This window comes from Bacillus sp. AM1(2019) (assembly GCF_009906915.1).
GTDB classification, from domain to species: Bacteria; Bacillota; Bacilli; order Bacillales; family Bacillaceae; genus Bacillus; species Bacillus velezensis.
In genome coordinates, this window is record NZ_CP047644.1 from 1,736,764 (window position 1) to 1,754,292 (window position 17,529).

The 17,529-nt window shown below is 46.8% G+C and carries 15 protein-coding genes; all 15 read left to right on the forward strand.

Features of this window, described 5'->3' with window-relative positions; all coding sequences use genetic code 11:
* Nucleotides 1-81 precede the first annotated feature (81 nt).
* Nucleotides 82-2,205, forward strand: a complete 2,124-nt coding sequence (gene pnp, locus GNE05_RS08805; protein WP_007611468.1) for a polyribonucleotide nucleotidyltransferase — start codon at nt 82-84, stop codon at nt 2,203-2,205.
* A gap of 112 nt (nt 2,206-2,317) precedes the next feature.
* Nucleotides 2,318-3,277: a polysaccharide deacetylase family protein gene (locus tag GNE05_RS08810; RefSeq protein WP_015417486.1), complete on the forward strand. Its 960-nt coding sequence runs from the start codon at nt 2,318-2,320 to the stop codon at nt 3,275-3,277.
* Nucleotides 3,278-3,317: 40 nt separating this feature from the next.
* The gene (locus GNE05_RS08815; RefSeq protein WP_014417791.1) at nt 3,318-4,553 is read left to right on the forward strand and encodes a M16 family metallopeptidase; all 1,236 of its coding nucleotides are present in this window, start codon (nt 3,318-3,320) and stop codon (nt 4,551-4,553) included.
* Between the two features lie 78 nt (nt 4,554-4,631).
* A complete protein-coding gene (locus GNE05_RS08820; protein ID WP_003154176.1) occupies nt 4,632-4,889 on the forward strand; it encodes a YlmC/YmxH family sporulation protein in 258 nt (85 codons plus the stop codon).
* 156 nt (nt 4,890-5,045) lie between these two features.
* A complete protein-coding gene (gene dpaA, locus GNE05_RS08825) occupies nt 5,046-5,936 on the forward strand; it encodes a dipicolinic acid synthetase subunit A (RefSeq protein ID WP_007409808.1) in 891 nt (296 codons plus the stop codon).
* A gap of 2 nt (nt 5,937-5,938) precedes the next feature.
* On the forward strand, nt 5,939-6,529 hold the full coding sequence (gene dpaB / locus GNE05_RS08830; protein WP_007409809.1) for a dipicolinate synthase subunit B: 591 nt from the start codon (nt 5,939-5,941) through the stop codon (nt 6,527-6,529).
* A 134-nt stretch (nt 6,530-6,663) separates the two neighbouring features.
* Nucleotides 6,664-7,704: an aspartate-semialdehyde dehydrogenase gene (gene asd / locus GNE05_RS08835; RefSeq protein ID WP_007409810.1), complete on the forward strand. Its 1,041-nt coding sequence runs from the start codon at nt 6,664-6,666 to the stop codon at nt 7,702-7,704.
* Between the two features lie 88 nt (nt 7,705-7,792).
* Entirely contained in the window at nt 7,793-9,007 is a 1,215-nt protein-coding gene (gene dapG / locus GNE05_RS08840) for an aspartate kinase (protein WP_003154168.1), read from the forward strand.
* A gap of 30 nt (nt 9,008-9,037) precedes the next feature.
* Nucleotides 9,038-9,907: a 4-hydroxy-tetrahydrodipicolinate synthase gene (gene dapA / locus GNE05_RS08845; RefSeq protein ID WP_003154166.1), complete on the forward strand. Its 870-nt coding sequence runs from the start codon at nt 9,038-9,040 to the stop codon at nt 9,905-9,907.
* 178 nt (nt 9,908-10,085) lie between these two features.
* A complete protein-coding gene (gene rnjB / locus GNE05_RS08850) occupies nt 10,086-11,753 on the forward strand; it encodes a ribonuclease J2 (RefSeq protein WP_012117573.1) in 1,668 nt (555 codons plus the stop codon).
* Between the two features lie 115 nt (nt 11,754-11,868).
* Nucleotides 11,869-12,606 (forward strand): ClpP family protease, encoded by a 738-nt coding sequence (locus GNE05_RS08855; protein WP_003154162.1) that lies wholly within the window; start codon nt 11,869-11,871, stop codon nt 12,604-12,606.
* On the forward strand, nt 12,603-12,812 hold the full coding sequence (locus GNE05_RS08860) for a YlzJ-like family protein (protein WP_003154161.1): 210 nt from the start codon (nt 12,603-12,605) through the stop codon (nt 12,810-12,812). The genes GNE05_RS08855 and GNE05_RS08860 overlap by 4 nt, the downstream gene beginning before the upstream one ends.
* A 134-nt stretch (nt 12,813-12,946) precedes the next feature.
* Nucleotides 12,947-15,307, forward strand: a complete 2,361-nt coding sequence (locus GNE05_RS08865; protein WP_043021099.1) for an FtsK/SpoIIIE family DNA translocase — start codon at nt 12,947-12,949, stop codon at nt 15,305-15,307.
* Nucleotides 15,308-15,431: 124 nt separating this feature from the next.
* Nucleotides 15,432-16,157, forward strand: a complete 726-nt coding sequence (locus GNE05_RS08870) for a GntR family transcriptional regulator (protein WP_007409813.1) — start codon at nt 15,432-15,434, stop codon at nt 16,155-16,157.
* Nucleotides 16,158-16,169: 12 nt separating this feature from the next.
* A complete protein-coding gene (locus GNE05_RS08875; RefSeq protein WP_012117575.1) occupies nt 16,170-17,498 on the forward strand; it encodes a bacillibactin exporter BcbE in 1,329 nt (442 codons plus the stop codon).
* Nucleotides 17,499-17,529 lie beyond the last annotated feature (31 nt).

Here is a 17,529-nt window from a genome sequence, read left to right on the forward strand (position 1 = left end):
GACATTGATATGTTCAATTCATTTCGTTCATAATAGGAGTAATTGATTATTTCACACATTAAGAGAGGAGCTCGTAATCGAATGGGACAAGAGAAACATGTCTTTACCATAGATTGGGCCGGCAGACAGCTTACAGTAGAAGCCGGCCAGCTTGCCAAACAGGCAAACGGCGCTGTCATGGTCCGCTACGGCGATACTGCAGTGCTCAGCACAGCAACCGCATCAAAAGAACCGAAACCGCTAGATTTTTTCCCGCTTACCGTTAACTATGAAGAAAGATTATACGCAGTAGGTAAAATTCCGGGCGGTTTTATTAAAAGAGAAGGCCGTCCAAGTGAAAAGGCCGTTTTAGCCAGCCGTCTGATCGACCGTCCGATCCGCCCGCTTTTCGCAGACGGATTCCGTAACGAAGTACAGGTCATCAGCATTGTCATGAGTGTTGATCAGGACTGCTCATCTGAAATGGCTGCAATGTTCGGTTCATCACTCGCTCTTTGCGTTTCCGATATCCCGTTTGAAGGCCCGATCGCGGGTGTGACGGTAGGCCGCATTGACGGGAAATTCGTTATCAATCCGACGGTTGACCAGCTTGAAAAAAGTGATATCAACCTCATCGTTGCAGGCACAAAAGACGCCATCAACATGGTGGAAGCCGGAGCAGATGAAGTTCCTGAAGAAATCATGCTTGAGGCGATTATGTTCGGTCACGAAGAAATTAAGCGCCTGATCGCATTCCAAGAAGAAATCGTCGCAGCAGTCGGCAAAGAAAAAACAGAAATCGAACTGTATGAAATTGACGAAGAGCTCAGCGAAAAAGTAAAAAGCCTTGCGGAGCCGGATCTTCTCAGCGCCATTCAGGTTCACGAAAAACATGCTCGCGAAGACGCGATCAATGAAGTGAAAAATGCAGTTGTCGCGAAATTCGAAGAAGAAGAGCATGATGAAGATACGATTAAAAAAGTGAAACAGACACTGTCTAAACTCGTGAAAAACGAAGTGCGCCGTTTGATCACAGAAGAAAAAGTCCGTCCGGACGGCCGCGGCGTTGATCAAATCCGCCCGCTTTCTTCAGAAGTCGGCCTTCTGCCGAGAACGCATGGCTCCGGGCTGTTTACGAGAGGACAGACGCAGGCGCTCAGCGTTTGTACATTAGGCGCCCTTGGGGACGTTCAGATTCTTGACGGTTTAGGCGTGGAAGAATCAAAACGTTTTATGCATCATTATAACTTCCCGCAGTTCAGCGTAGGGGAGACAGGCCCGATGCGCGGACCGGGACGCCGTGAGATCGGTCACGGCGCTCTTGGAGAGCGTGCGCTTGAGCCGGTCATTCCGAATGAAAAAGACTTCCCGTATACGGTCCGCCTCGTATCCGAAGTGCTTGAATCAAACGGTTCCACTTCACAGGCCAGCATTTGCGCGAGCACGCTTGCCATGATGGACGCAGGTGTTCCGATTAAAGCCCCTGTTGCAGGTATCGCGATGGGACTTGTGAAATCAGGCGAGTACTATACGGTATTAACGGATATTCAAGGGATGGAAGACGCCCTCGGTGACATGGACTTTAAAGTAGCCGGCACGGAAAAAGGCGTGACAGCGCTGCAAATGGACATTAAAATTGAAGGCCTTTCAAGAGAAATTCTTGAAGAAGCGCTTCAGCAGGCGAAAAAAGGAAGAATGGAAATCTTGAACAGCATGCTCAGCACGCTTGGTGAATCAAGAAAAGAACTTTCTCAATATGCGCCGAAAATTTTAACGATGAACATTAATCCGGATAAAATCCGTGACGTTATCGGACCGAGCGGTAAACAAATCAACAAAATCATTGAAGATACCGGTGTTAAAATTGACATTGAACAAGACGGCACCATCTTTATTTCTTCTACTGATGAAAGCAGCAACCAAAAAGCGAAAAAAATCATCGAAGATCTTGTCAGAGAAGTCGAAGTCGGACAGCTTTACCTCGGTAAAGTCAAACGGATTGAGAAATTCGGCGCTTTCGTTGAAATCTTCAGCGGAAAAGACGGTCTCGTTCACATCTCTGAACTAGCGCTCGAACGGGTCGGCAAGGTTGAGGATGTTGTGAAAATCGGTGACGAAATCCTTGTGAAGGTAACTGAAATTGACAAACAGGGACGAGTGAATCTGTCGCGTAAAGCAGTGCTGCGCGAAGAGAAAGAAAAAGAACAGGAACAACAACAATCTTAAATGAAAACCTAACAAGGAGCCTGGGAGACCCGGCTTCTTTATTTTGAGAAAGACAACAGACGGGTTCTACCTTGTCCTCCTCATACATAATGTGTGAGGAGGGGGGAAGGACATGTTGAAAAAATTCGTGCCGTTTGCCGTTTTTTTATTTCTTTTTTTTGTTTCGTTTGAAATGTTAAAAAATCCGTATACAGTTGATTACATAGACGCAATGAAAAAAGACGCTGTAACTGTGTCAGCATCAAAAGATCCGCTCTATGAAGAATTACTGCAAAAAGCGTCAGAGTATGAAGTGAAGCCGCAAGACGCGCGGATTGATAAAATATGGAAGAGTATACCGGGATATAACGGTTTAAAAGTCAATGTGGAAAAATCCTATAAGCAAATGAAAAAGGACGGAGAATTTCACGAAGACGGCCTTGTCTATGAGCAGGTGAAACCGAAAGTCCATCTTGATTCTCTCGCGCCCGAACCCATTTATAAAGGAAATCCCGACAAACCGATGGTCGCTTTCCTGATAAATGTCGCCTGGGGAAACGAATACGTGGAGCAAATGCTGCCTATTCTGAAGCAGCACCAGGTCAAAGCAACTTTCTTTCTTGAAGGGAAATGGCTGAAAAACAATCAGGAACTTGGGAAAAAAATAGCGGCAGACGGACATGAAATCGGAAATCATTCATACAATCACCCTGATATGAGCAAACTGACTTCAGGAAGCATTTCCGAACAGCTTGACAAAACCAATGCACAAATCAGCGAGACGCTCGGCATGAAGCCGAAATGGTTTGCGCCGCCAAGCGGCAGCTTCAGAAAAGCGGTGGTCGACCTTGCGGCGGAAAAAGGAATGGGCACCATCATGTGGACCGTTGACACCATTGACTGGCAAAAACCGTCTCCGGCTGTTTTACAAACAAGGGTGTTGAGCAAAATACATAACGGAGCCATGATTTTAATGCATCCGACTGATCCGACTGCGAAAAGCCTGGATACACTGATTGCAAAAATCAAAGAAAAAGGCTACGCGCTCGGCTCAGTGTCTGACTTAATGGATGAAAACAGGCTGATGAAGTAGCAGGCGGCAGTTTGCCTGTCTTTGAATAGGAGGAACAGACTTGATAAAACGCTATACATGCCAAAACGGTGTAAGAGTTGTGCTTGAAAATAATCCAACGGTGCGGTCTGTGGCAATCGGCGTCTGGATCGGGACGGGGTCACGTCATGAAACGCCGGAGACAAACGGTATTTCGCACTTTCTTGAGCATATGTTTTTTAAAGGAACAAATACCAGGTCCGCACGGGAAATCGCAGAATCCTTCGATCGGATAGGCGGCCAAGTGAATGCCTTCACTTCAAAAGAATATACGTGCTATTACGCCAAAGTTCTGGATGAGCATGCAAACTACGCACTTGATGTGCTGGCTGATATGTTCTTTCATTCTGCTTTTGACGAAGATGAGCTCAAAAAAGAAAAGAACGTCGTATATGAAGAAATCAAAATGTATGAAGACGCGCCGGATGACATTGTCCACGATCTGCTGAGCAAAGCGACATACGGCAATCATTCGCTCGGCTACCCGATTCTCGGGACGGAGGAAACGCTTTCGTCATTTAACGGCGATTCTCTCAGACAGCATATGGATGACTTTTACACGCCGGACCGCGTCGTCATTTCTGTCGCCGGAAATGTAACAGAACAATTCATTAAAGACGTGGAGAAATGGTTCGGTACATACGAAGCGAAGGGCAAAGCAAGCGGCATCAGCGAGCCTGAGTTTCATTATGAAAAGCTGACCAGAAAAAAAGACACCGAACAGGCGCATCTCTGTCTCGGTTTCAAAGGCCTGAAAGTCGGAGATGCGGACATTTACGATTTGATCGTCTTAAACAACGTGCTGGGCGGAAGCATGAGCAGCCGTCTTTTCCAGGATGTGCGCGAAGATAAAGGACTGGCCTATTCTGTATACAGCTATCACAGTTCCTATGAAGACAGCGGTATGCTGACGATTTACGGAGGCACCGGCGCGAATCAGCTCGGACTTCTGTCTGAAACCATTCAGGAAACGTTATCGGTTCTAAAACGTGACGGTATCACCCCGAAAGAGCTGGAAAACAGCAAAGAGCAAATGAAGGGGAGCTTAATGCTCAGCTTAGAGAGCACAAACAGCAAAATGAGCCGGAACGGGAAAAACGAACTCCTGCTCGGAAAGCATAAGACCATGGATGAAATTATCACTGAATTAAATGCGGTCAGCCTGGAAAGCGTCAACGGCCTCAGCCGCCGCTTATTTACGGATGATTACGCACTATCGCTCATCAGCCCGACCGGCAATATGCCGGCCTCGTCTTAATCGGAAAAGCAGTCTGCCTCTATACGGGGCAGGCATTTTTTTTTGCTCCGGGTCATATAGTACAAGGGGGTGGCTATCATGAGGCTCAGTGAACTTTCAGGTAAAGAAATTGTGGACATTAAACGGGCAGAGCGGCTCGGCGTGCTCGGCCAGACCGATTTGGAAATTAATGAACAGGACGGACAAATTACCGCGCTGTTGATACCGACGGTAAAATGGTTCGGATTGCGAAAACAAGGCCACGACATCCGCGTCCCCTGGAACCATATCCAAAAAATCGGGTCAGACATGATCATTTTAGACGTTCCGGGGGAGATCACGCCTCCCGAAGAGTAGATCTTATTCATTTTTTGCAAGCACCGGCTCATACAGCCGGTGCTTTTTTCATGAAAAAGACGCTGTACATTCACCGCCCTTTCTCTTCGCACATACGATGAAGAGGAGGATGACACTTAAAAGATCCAGTAACTGTAAAGAAGGTGAACGTTTCAGATGTTAACCGGATTGACAATTGCGATCATTGGCGGTGACGCAAGACAGCTTGAGATTATAAGAAAGCTGACAGAACAGCATGCCGATATTTATCTTGCAGGGTTTGACCAATTGGATGACGGTTTTACAGGAACCGTCAAATGCAAAATCGATGAGATTCCCTTTCAAAAAATAGACAGTATCATCCTGCCCGTATCGGCAACGACCGGAGAAGGCGTTGTTTCCACGGTTTTTTCAAATGAAGAAGTGGTATTAAAGCAGAGCTATCTTGAGCGGACACCGGAGCATTGCGTCATTTATTCAGGCATCTCCAACGCGTATCTTGAGGGGATCGCCAGCGAAGCCGGCCGCAAACTTGTGAAATTATTTGAACGGGACGATATCGCGATATTCAACTCGATTCCCACTGTTGAAGGAACAATCATGATGGCGATTCAGCATACGGATTATACCATTCACGGATCAAATGTCGCCGTTCTCGGCATGGGGCGCACCGGTATGACGATCGCCCGGACGTTTGCGGCGTTAGGGGCGAAGGTAAAAGTGGGCGCGCGGAGTTCGGCTCATTTGGCCCGTATAACGGAAATGGGGCTTTCTCCTTTTCAACTTGAAGAGCTTACTGAACATGTAAATGATATTGATATCTGCATTAACACCGTACCGAGCTTGATTCTGAATCAAAGCGTTTTATCGCGCATGACGCCGAAGACCTTGATTTTGGATTTAGCATCCCGTCCGGGCGGAACGGATTTCAAATATGCTGAAAAACAAGGCATTAAAGCGCTGCTTGCTCCGGGTCTTCCGGGAATTGTGGCCCCGAAAACAGCCGGACAGATTATTGCGAACGTATTGAGCAAGCTTTTGGCAGACTTAAAGAAAGAGGGGAAATAACCATGTCTCTGAAAGGGAAAAGAATCGGATTCGGATTAACCGGCTCGCATTGCACATATGAGGAAGTTTTTCCGCAAATAGAGGCGCTTATCAGTCAAGGAGCTGAAGTCCGGCCGGTCGTGACATCAACCGTTCAATCGACCGATACCCGCTTTGGGGAGGGGGGAGATTGGGTCAGAAAAATTGAAGAAGCAACAGGCTTTGAGGCGATTGATTCCATCGTAAAAGCGGAGCCTCTCGGGCCGAAACTTCCGCTCGACTGCATGGTCATCGCCCCTTTAACCGGAAATTCAATGAGCAAACTCGCAAATGCGATGACTGACAGCCCCGTCCTTATGGCTGCGAAAGCCACGATCCGTAACGGCCGCCCGGTCGTGCTCGGAATTTCGACAAACGACGGACTCGGTTTAAACGGAACGAACTTAATGAGGCTGATGTCCGCAAAAAACATATATTTCATCCCGTTCGGCCAGGACGACCACGTGAAAAAACCGACATCGCTCGTCGCCAGAATGGATCTCCTTCCGATTACGGTAGAAAAAGCTCTTTTGCACCAGCAGGTTCAGCCGGTGCTCGTACACCATCATGAATAAAAAATCATGATGACAGAAAATCATTCCGGAATAAAAAAATTCGATCAATCCGTGACTATTCTATGGTAAAATAAAACGTAAAATGCAAAGTCAATTCAACAAATGATGCTTAATTGGCGGAAGGAGTTTTACAGATGGGAAGAGGATTACACGTAGCAGTTGTCGGAGCGACGGGAGCCGTAGGACAGCAAATGCTGAAAACACTGGAAGACAGAAACTTTGAAATCGAAACACTCACACTACTATCCTCAAAGCGTTCTGCTGGTACGAAAGTAACGTTTAAAGGCGAAGAATATACAGTGCAGGAAGCTGTTCCTGAAAGCTTCGAAGGCGTTCATATCGCGTTATTCAGCGCCGGCGGAAGCGTATCACAAAGCTTGGCGCCTGAGGCTGTAAAACGGGGAGCCATCGTGATTGACAATACCAGCGCATTCCGTATGGACGAAAATACACCGCTCGTGGTGCCTGAGGTAAACGAAGGTGATCTGCACAAACATAACGGCATTATCGCCAACCCTAACTGTTCAACGATTCAGATGGTGGCTGCGCTTGAACCGATCCGCAAAGCGTACGGATTGAAAAAAGTCATTGTATCTACTTACCAAGCTGTGTCCGGGGCCGGCAATGAAGCGGCGAAGGAATTGTACAGCCAGACAAAGGCGATTTTAAACAATGAACCCGCAGAACCGTCCATTATGCCGGTTAAAGGCGACAAAAAGCATTATCAAATCGCATTTAACGCCATTCCGCAAATTGATAAATTCCAAGATAACGGCTATACGTTTGAGGAAATGAAAATGATTAATGAAACGAAAAAAATCATGCATATGCCGAATCTGGAAGTGGCTGCGACATGTGTCAGACTGCCGATTGAAACAGGGCACTCAGAATCTGTTTACATTGAGCTTGACCGTGATGACGCAACCGTTGAAGATATTAAACAGCTTTTAAAAGAAGCTCCGGGTGTTACGCTTCAGGATGATCCGGCGGAGCAGCTTTACCCGATGCCTGCTGATTGCGTCGGCAAACGCGATGTATTTGTAGGAAGAATCCGGAAAGATTTGGACAGAGCAAACGGTTTTCATTTGTGGGTTGTTTCTGATAACCTGTTAAAAGGCGCCGCTTGGAACTCAGTCCAAATCGCGGAAAGCCTGCAAAAACTGAACCTCGTATAAAACAAACGTATTTTCTATAGGCGAACAGAAGAGAGTAAGGCTCTGCCTGCTCTCTTCTGTTACGTCAGACTAATTTGGAGTGAAAATAGTGAAGATCATTGTTCAAAAATTCGGCGGAACATCCGTAAAAGATGACAAAGGCCGCAAGCTTGCGCTAGCACACATTAAAGATGCCATCAGTGAAGGTTATAAAGTTGTTGTTGTCGTATCGGCGATGGGAAGAAAAGGAGACCCGTACGCGACAGATTCTTTAATCGGGCTCCTTTACGGCAGCCAGTCCGACATTTCTCCGAGAGAGCAGGATATGCTTCTGTCTTGCGGAGAAACGATTTCGTCCGTTGTTTTTTCCAGCATGCTGAAGGAAAACGGCATAAAAGCCGCAGCTTTAACAGGAGCCCAGGCCGGCTTTTTAACCAATGCCCAGCATACTGACGCCAAAATTATAGAAATGAAAACAGAGCGGCTTTTCGCTGCACTTGCCAGCCATGACGCTGTCGTTGTCGCGGGATTTCAGGGAGCGACTGAAAAAGGCGACACGACGACGATCGGCAGAGGAGGAAGCGATACTTCAGCAGCGGCGCTCGGCGCGGCGGTAGATGCTGAGTTTATCGACATTTTTACGGACGTGGAAGGCGTTATGACAGCCGATCCGAGAATCGTGGAAAATGCTAAGCCGCTTCCGAACGTCACATATACGGAAATCTGCAACCTTGCCTATCAAGGCGCGAAAGTCATTCATCCGCGCGCGGTGGAAATCGCCATGCAGGCAAAGGTGCCGATCCGCGTGCGCTCCACTTATTCAAAAGACAAAGGCACTTTGGTGACGTCCCATCATTCGTCTAACATCGGCAGCGATGTATTCGAACGGCTGATCACGGGGATCGCCCATGTGAAAGATGTGACGCAATTTAAGGTCCCCGCCAAAATGGGGCAATACAACGTTCAGACTGAAGTCTTTAAAGCAATGGCAAATGCCGGAATCAGCGTAGATTTCTTTAACATTACGCCGAGTGAAATCGTATATACCGTAGCCGGCAGTAAAACGGAAGCCGCGCGCAGCATTTTGGCTGAATTAGGATATGAGCCGACAGTGACGGAGAGCTGTGCGAAAGTGTCAGCGGTCGGCGCCGGAATAATGGGTGTTCCGGGTGTCACGTCAAAAATCGTCTCCGCACTTTCTGATAAAGGCATTCCGATTCTGCAATCTGCCGACAGCCATACGACGATCTGGGTGCTCGTTCATGAAAAAGATATGGTAACGGCCGTAAATGCGCTGCATGAAGTGTTTGAACTTTCAAAGTAAATGTGATTGAATCATGATGAGGTGAAAAAAATGAATGTCGGAAATATATCTACAGCGATGATTACCCCCTTTGACAGTAAAGGGAATGTAGACTTTCAAAAACTGTCTACATTAATCGACTATTTGTTGAAAAACGGCACGGATTCTTTAGTCGTCGCAGGCACGACCGGCGAATCTCCGACACTTTCAACGGAAGAAAAAATTGCACTCTTTGAATTTACAGTCAAAGAAGTGAACGGACGCGTGCCTGTTATTGCGGGTACGGGAAGCAACAATACGAAAGACTCCATTAAACTGACAAAAAAAGCTGAAGAAGCCGGCGTCGATTGCGTTATGCTTGTCACGCCGTATTATAATAAGCCTTCCCAAGAGGGGATGTACCGTCATTTTAAAGCCATTGCGGAAGAAACGTCTCTTCCTGTGATGCTTTACAACGTGCCGGGCAGAACGGTCGCTTCGCTTGCGCCGGAAACGGCTATCAGACTTGCGGAGATACCGAATATCTCTGCGATTAAAGAAGCGAGCGGCGATCTTGATGCCATTACGAAAATCATTGCCGAAACACCGGAAGATTTTTACGTCTATTCAGGTGATGACGGGTTAACACTTCCTATTCTCGCAGTCGGCGGAAGAGGAGTCGTGTCAGTGGCCAGCCATATCGTAGGTTCTGACATGCAGCAGATGATTAAAAACTATACGAACGGGCAGACGGCAACCGCGGCACTGATTCATCAGAAGCTCCTGCCGATCATGAAGGAGCTCTTTAAAGCGCCTAATCCGGCTCCGGTCAAAACGGCGCTACAGCTGAAAGGCCTTGATGTCGGATCTGTGCGTCTTCCTCTTATCCCGCTGAATGAAGATGAACGTCTGAGCCTGAGCAGCGTCATCAGCGAACTGTAAGAAAAAATTTATACAGTTAAAATACGCGGTCATTCTCATTTTTATCGTGAGTTTGACCGTTTTGTATACATATTGGTTTTCCCTAAACCTTCCGCTTCTTCTTGTTTTCTAAAATTGATATCAGTTATAATAGGAACAAGTGATGATGGACGGGTATGAGACTAGGAGGATACAGATTTTGAAAAAGAAAAATACAGAAAACGTCAGAATTATCGCCCTTGGCGGCGTCGGAGAAATTGGGAAGAACCTATATGTCATTGAAATTGACTCAGACATATTTGTAGTGGATGCAGGGCTGATGCACCCTGAAAATGAAATGCTCGGTATTGATGTCGTCATTCCGGATATTTCCTACTTAGTAGAACGGGCTGACCGCGTGAAGGCCATCTTTCTGACACACGGGCACGATGAAAACATCGGGGGCGTCTTTTATTTATTGAATAAGCTGTCGGTGCCGGTATACGGAACGAAGCTTACGCTTGCATTACTGAGAGAAAAACTCAAGCAGTACGGGCATAATCGAAAAGCTGATTTGCGTGAAGTTCACTCTAAATCAGTCATTACATTTGAATCAACGAAAGTATCGTTCTTTAAAACGATTCACAGTATTCCGGATTCAGTGGGAGTCAGCTTCAAAACATCACTTGGCTCTATTGTATGCACGGGAGACTTCAAATTTGACCAGACGCCTGCTTATCACCAATCATGTGATATTGGCGAAATTGCCAAAATCGGAAACAGCGGCGTGCTCGCCCTGCTTTCTGACAGCGCCAATGCGGAGCGCCCGGGGTATACTCCGTCAGAAGCATATGTAAGCGGTGAAATTGCCGATGCGATGAACAATTCAGAAAACCGTGTCATCATTGCTGTATTCGCGTCTAATATCAACCGGATCCAGCAAGTGATACAGGCTGCCGTCCAGAACGGCCGCAAACTTGCAATCGCCGGAAAAAATCTGCAAAACGTGCTTCAGCTGGGGCGCAAGCTCGGCTATATTGAGGCCGAAGATGAAATGTTTATTCCTGTGCAGGATGTGAAAAAATATCCGAAGCGGGAAGTGGCAATTGTTACAGCCGGAAGCCATGGTGAGCCGCTGGCCGCTCTTACGCGGATGGCCAAGCAGGCGCACAAGCAGCTTAACATTGAAGAAGGAGACACCGTTGTCATTGCATCAACACCGATTCCGGGGCATGAATTGATATATTCCAAAACCGTCAACCTGCTTGCCCGCGCCGGCGCTCAAGTCATTTTCGCCCAAAAACGCGTGCATGTGTCCGGGCACGGTTCGCAGGAAGAATTGAAACTCATGCTTAATTTGCTGAAACCGAAATATTTAATTCCGGTTAACGGTGAATTCAGAATGCAAAAAGCGCATTCCAAAATCGCAGAAGAGATCGGCATGAAACGCAGTGATATTTTCTTGATTGAAAAAGGTGACGTCGTTGAATTCCGCGGACAGAATGTGAAAATCGGGGATAAAGTCACGTACGGAAACGTTCTGATTGACGGCCTCGGAGTCGGCGACATCGGCAACATCGTGCTGAGAGACCGCCGCTTATTATCACAAGACGGCATTCTCATCGTCGTGATCTCACTCGATAAGCAGAAAAAGAACCTCGTATCAGGTCCTGAGATCATTACGCGCGGTTTCGTGTATGTCAGAGAATCAGAAGGTTTAATTGTACAAGCTACTGAGCTCGTCCGCTCTATCGTGACTGAAGCGACGGAAACATCTGCCGTAGAATGGTCCACGCTGAAACAGGCCATGCGTGATGCGCTGAATCAATTCCTTTATGAAAAAACAAAACGCAAGCCGATGATCATTCCGATCATTATGGAAGTATAATGTATACACAGCCGGAGCGCATGATGCTCCGGCTGTGTTTTTGTTCATGTCCCGGATGGAAATCATCATCTTTGTTCATAATACAAAGAGACATTCGGAAAGGGTGAAAGATAAAATGGATCATCGTATGGAAAACACCGAAGAACAGCAGCCCGAAAAATCAGATGCGAAAGACAGCATTATGAGCAAAATTCAGCAGCTGGGAGAGACATCTCTGCCGCAAATGTCCCAAGATACCAACATTCACTGCCTGACGATCATCGGCCAAATTGAGGGGCACGTCCAGCTCCCGCCGCAAAATAAAACAACCAAATATGAACACGTCATTCCGCAAATCGTCGCCATTGAGCAAAATCCGAAAATCGAAGGACTTCTGATCATCTTAAACACCGTCGGAGGCGATGTGGAAGCGGGGCTTGCGATTGCGGAAATGCTCGCATCCTTATCAAAACCGACCGTCTCAATCGTACTCGGCGGGGGACACTCGATAGGTGTGCCGATCGCCGTGTCATGTGATCATAGTTTTATCGCGGAAACAGCGACTATGACCATTCACCCCGTTCGGCTTACAGGTCTGGTTATCGGGGTTCCGCAAACATTTGAATACTTGGACAAAATGCAGGAGCGGGTCGTCAACTTTGTGACCCATCATTCAAATATTTCCGAAGAAAAATTCAAAGAGCTGATGTTTTCAAAAGGAAACTTAACCAGGGACATCGGGACGAACGTAGTCGGGAAAGATGCGGCTGATTACGGATTAATTGATGCCGTGGGCGGCGTCGGACAGGCGATAAAAAAGCTGAATCAGCTGATTGAGGAACGAAAGGGCGAGGAAGGAAGGATGATTCAATGATCCTTTATACCGTCATGCCCCAAGAAGTCGTTTACGGTCAGGATATAGAGCAAAGCGTGCATGAACAGGTAGATTACGCCGGCGTGCCGCTGCTAGTTGAGATGAAGGGAAATGAAGCTGAAGTCGTACAGATTTTAAGTACGAACCCGATGGATTTCTTGAATCCGGACATCGCTCCGGGACAAAAAATCAAGCTGAAAATCTAACCGGCATTCAGTCCGTTTCTCGGGGGCAAAATATGCTATAATAGGGGAATCCTACAGAAAAATGCAGCCGGCAAAAGGCTGCTTTTCTTCATGATGTATGATTTTACATTTTTTAACGCAGTAAGGTGATGAGTGTGGCAAAGAAAAAACGGAAATCTAAAAAGAAACAAGAGAGTAAGCTCAATCTAAAATACGAACTAAGCGGACTGCTCTGTGTTGCAATCTCAATTATTGCTGTTTTGCAGCTCGGCGTTGTGGGACAGACATTTGTGTACTTGTTCCGTTTTTTTGCCGGAGAGTGGTTTATTTTATGCTTAATTGCGCTCTTCCTTCTCGGAATTTCGCTGTTTTGGAAAAAGAAGAGTCCAAGCCTTTTAACGAGAAGAAAGGCAGGGGTGTACTGTATTATCGCCAGTATATTGCTGCTGTCTCACGTGCAGCTCTTTAAAAATCTGTCTCATCACGGGTCGATTCGGTCGGCAAGTGTCATCGGCAACACGTGGGAGCTGTTTATGATTGACATGAAACAGCAGGCTGCTTCCCCTGATTTGGGCGGCGGCATGATCGGCGCGGTACTGTTTGCAGCTTCCCACTTTTTATTTGCATCAACGGGTTCACAGATCATGGCGATCGTGCTGATCTTAATGGGGCTGATTCTTGTAACAGGGCGTTCACTGCAGGAAACGCTCAAAAAGTGGACGAGCCCTGTCGGCCGGTTTATCCGCGGCCAGTGGCAGGCATTTCTTGAGGATATGAAGACGGTCAGAACGAATATGTCTTCGCCGAAAACAAAAACAAAATCGGGCAAAAAACAAAAACGGGTTCAAAAGAAAAAAGAAGAGCCTGAACCGGAGGAAGAGGATGAGGAAATTATTTCGCCGATCATCCATTCAGAGCCGATTATTTCAAGCTTTTCAGACCGTCAGGAAGAGCCCGCCGAACCGCTGATTCCGGAAAAAACGCAGGAGACGGCACAAGCGCCAAAAGATGAGCCTTCCGGCGGCGCTCAAGACAGTGGCGAAACGGCTGCGGCTCCGCCGATGACGTTTACAGAGCTTGAAAATAAAGATTATCAAATGCCTTCATTGGACATACTGGCTGACCCGAAACATACCGGCCAGCAGACCGATAAGAAAAACATTTACGAGAATGCAAGAAAACTCGAACGGACTTTTCAAAGCTTCGGCGTAAAGGCGAAAGTGACGCAGGTTCATCTCGGTCCGGCGGTCACAAAATATGAGGTGTATCCGGACGTCGGGGTCAAAGTCAGTAAAATCGTGAATCTGAGCGATGACCTCGCGCTCGCGCTTGCCGCGAAGGATATCCGGATCGAAGCGCCGATTCCGGGTAAATCGGCAATCGGCATCGAGGTGCCCAATGCTGAAGTTGCGATGGTTTCGTTAAAAGAAGTGCTTGAATCCAAGCTCAATGACAAGCCGGACGCGAAGCTTCTGATCGGCTTGGGACGAAATATTTCCGGGGAAGCCGTGCTTGCCGAACTGAACAAAATGCCCCATCTGCTCGTAGCGGGGGCAACGGGAAGCGGAAAAAGCGTCTGTGTCAACGGTATTATTACGAGCATTCTGATGAGGGCCAAACCGCATGAAGTGAAGATGATGATGATTGACCCGAAAATGGTTGAGCTGAATGTGTATAACGGCATTCCTCATCTGCTTGCGCCAGTCGTGACAGATCCGAAAAAGGCCTCGCAGGCTTTGAAAAAGGTCGTCAATGAGATGGAGCGCCGCTATGAGCTGTTCTCCCATACGGGTACGAGAAATATAGAAGGCTATAACGACCATATCAAGCGGTCAAATGCCGAAGAAGAAGTCAAGCAGCCTGAGCTGCCGTACATCGTTGTCATCGTTGACGAGCTTGCCGATCTGATGATGGTCGCTTCTTCCGACGTGGAAGATTCAATTACGAGACTTTCACAGATGGCGCGGGCGGCGGGAATTCATTTGATTATCGCGACACAGCGGCCTTCAGTCGACGTTATTACCGGTGTTATTAAAGCCAACATCCCGTCAAGAATCGCCTTCAGTGTCTCCTCTCAGACCGATTCACGGACAATTTTAGACATGGGCGGCGCTGAAAAGCTTCTGGGGCGCGGAGACATGCTGTTTCTGCCTGTAGGCGCAAATAAGCCGGTGCGTGTGCAAGGGGCATTCTTATCCGATGAAGAGGTTGAGCATGTCGTCGATCATGTCATTACGCAGCAAAAAGCGCAGTACCAAGAAGAGATGATTCCGGAAGAAGTTTCGGAAACACACAGTGAAGTAACGGATGATCTCTATGACGAAGCGGTCGATTTGATTATCGGCATGCAGACGGCATCAGTCTCCATGCTCCAAAGGCGGTTCAGAATCGGATATACGAGAGCTGCCCGTCTGATTGACGCAATGGAGGAACGGGGCGTCGTCGGGCCGTATGAAGGAAGCAAACCGAGGGAAGTACTATTATCTAAGGAACAATATGATGAGCTCTCTTCTTAAAAAGGAGAGAGTTTTCACTGAAAATGATATCACCAAAATCATTCCTATTTATTTTTTTATCAAAACATGATATAGTTGTCCCAATTGTTCAATAATTTATGAAAGTGGTTTACGGAGGGGAAACATGTCTACAAAAGCTGACAATCGTCACTTGTATCTAAAAGTGATTGAGCGAATCAAAGAGGATATACAAAACGGAATTTACACCGAAAAGGAAAAGCTTCCTTCTGAATTTGAGCTTTCAAAATCAATGGGTGTCAGCCGGGCAACTCTGCGTGAAGCTTTGCGTATCCTTGAAGAGGAGCATGTGATTATCAGAAGGCACGGTGTGGGCACTTTCGTCCATACAAAACCGCTGTTTCTTTCAGGTATTGAACAGCTCAACAGCGTGACGAAAACGATTCAGCAGGCGAACATGGTGCCGGGTACGATTTTTTTGTCGTCTCAGGTCATCACGCCGTCTGATGAAGATATCGCTAGATTCCGGCTTGAGCCTGAGCAGGAGCTTTTTTATTTGGAACGCGTGAGAACGGCAAGCGGCACTCCGGTCGTTTACTGTTTAGATACGATTCCGATGCACATTCTGCCGAATTCTTTCTGTCATGAACAGGAGTCTATTTTTGATCTTTTGGAAAAAAACTCCGGATCTGTGATCAGCTATGCCGTTGCTGATATCGAACCGATCGGATATCACGATACGATTTCACCGGTTTTGGAATGCGAGCCGGAGACGGCGCTTTTATTGCTGAAGCAAACCCACTATAATCAGAATGATGAACCTGTGCTGTATTCATTAAATTATTTCCGGGCTGATAAGTTCAGTTTTCATGTTGTAAGAAAACGTTTTTAAGACAGACGCGTCATGTGTCTGTTTTTTTATTTGCCGTTTCAGTACATACTTTATTTTCTGCAAGGCACAATAAAACAGGAAACAACCAAGTATAGTGAATGGGTGAATAAGTTGAGTAAGAAGAAAAATGGAACGAAAAATATCATTGCTCTGGCTTCTGTACCGCTCGTGATGACACTCGGGAATTCCATGCTGATTCCTGTGCTTCCGATGATTGAAAAGAAGCTGTCCATATCGTCTTTTCAAGTATCGTTAATTATAACGGTCTATTCGATTGTGGCGATTATTTGTATTCCGATTGCCGGATATCTGTCCGATAAATTCGGAAGAAAAAAGGTTCTTCTGCCTTGTCTTCTCATAGCCGGTGCGGGCGGAGCGCTTGCCGCGATAGCTTCCACCGCGTTCAAGCATCCTTATCCCATTATCTTGGCGGGGCGGGTGCTGCAGGGAATCGGTTCGGCAGGGGCGGCTCCTGTAGTGATGCCGTTTATCGGTGATTTATTCAAAGGGGATGATGAGCGGATTACCGCGGGGCTCGGCGACATTGAGACGTCAAACACAGCCGGGAAAGTAATAAGCCCGATTCTCGGATCGCTCTTGGCTGCATGGTTTTGGTTTATGCCGTTTTGGTTCATTCCGTTTTTTTCGCTCATCAGTTTTTTTCTCGTATTGTTTTTGGTGGCAAAGCCGGAGGAACAAAAAGAAGCGCCTTCTATTTCCGAATTTGTGAAAAATGTCGGCCGCATATTTAAGCGTGACGGACGCTGGCTCTTTACGGTTTTTATCATCGGCTGCGTGATTATGTTTTTGCTGTTCGGGGTTCTTTTTTATTTATCAGACTCACTGGAGAAGAAATACGGAATTGACGGTGTGGCTAAAGGAGCGCTTTTGGCAATCCCGCTTTTATTTCTATCCGTCAGTTCATATATATCAGGCCGAAAAATCGGAAAAGACCAAGGCAAAATGAAGTTTTGCATCGTTTTCGGAATGAGTGCCGTGACACTGTCGTTTATCGGCCTATGGTGGAATCACAGTTTTTATTTATTATTTATCTTTTTGTGTGTCAGCGGTATCGGTATCGGAATGGCATTGCCGGCTTTAGACGCTGTCATCACAGAAGGCGTAGACAACGAGGAATCGGGAACCATCACCTCATTTTATAACAGCATGCGGTTTATCGGAGTAGCGGCGGGACCGCCGATCTTTGCTGCCCTGATGTCAAATGCAGGCTGGCTGATTTTTATTTTATCCGCTTTTTGCGGCATTGTATCTGTATTTTTAGCGCTGTTAAATATCTCATCACAAGCAAAAGAAAAGAAGGAATCATTAAAGACGGTGTAATCTGCACTGTCTTTTTTTATTTTATTTTGAA